The following is a 712-nucleotide window of genomic DNA, read 5'->3' as shown; positions in this document are numbered from 1 at the left end:
TGAGTGCGAGACAGATTTTGCCGGACTCAATTTTGAAAAGCATCCGAAGATGTTTTTCACCAAGCACACTTGAATGTGTATTTTTGGTCTTTATCAAAAGATAAAGATTGAGAACTTTACAAGTAACCCATCAATGAAGATAAGTTACTTTGTCAGCTTTCCAAATTGTTAAAGAGCAAAGTGTTTTTCACACTTTCTAACGATTCTCAGCGTCAATAATTCAGCCACCTAAGTAAACTTGCGCGGCTGGATATTGTTATCCAAGAACATTTAGAGAGTGGTGGGCGATACCGGGTTCGAACCAGTGACCCCCTGCTTGTAAGGCAGGTGCTCTCCCAACTGAGCTAATCGCCCACATTGTTTTACTTCCTGTGGAAGGAATGGTGGGTCGTGCAGGATTCGAACCTGCGACCAATTGATTAAAAGTCAACTGCTCTACCAACTGAGCTAACGACCCAATTTTCTTCATTAAAGAAGTGGTATCCCGTAGGGGAGTCGAACCCCTGTTACCGCCGTGAAAGGGCGGTGTCCTAGGCCTCTAGACGAACGGGACACTAAGATACTCTCTTTACTAATTAAACCAATTCAATCTGTGTGAACACTCATCAATGCACAATCTTTACGTAAGGAGGTGATCCAGCGCCAGGTTCCCCTAGCGCTACCTTGTTACGACTTCACCCCAGTCATGAACCACAAAGTGGCAAGCGTCCTC

Annotated in this window: 3 tRNA genes and 1 rRNA gene; all 4 read right to left on the bottom strand. The window is 44.7% G+C overall.

What is annotated here, in order from left to right:
* Positions 1–278: 278 nt before the first annotated feature.
* Positions 279–354: transfer RNA gene (locus tag FKN93_RS17470), tRNA-Val, on the bottom strand.
* Between the two features lie 27 nt (positions 355–381).
* Positions 382–457, bottom strand: a tRNA-Lys gene (locus tag FKN93_RS17465).
* A gap of 20 nt (positions 458–477) precedes the next feature.
* Positions 478–553 (bottom strand) — tRNA-Glu (locus FKN93_RS17460).
* A gap of 71 nt (positions 554–624) precedes the next feature.
* Positions 625–712, bottom strand: a 16S ribosomal RNA gene (locus tag FKN93_RS17455); the annotation flags it as partial.

Source organism: Vibrio sp. A8-1, from assembly GCF_013048685.1.
GTDB lineage: Bacteria > Pseudomonadota > Gammaproteobacteria > Enterobacterales > Vibrionaceae > Vibrio > Vibrio metschnikovii.
The sequence above is the reverse complement of the archived record's forward strand: the minus strand, read 5'-3'. Positions and strand labels throughout refer to the sequence as shown.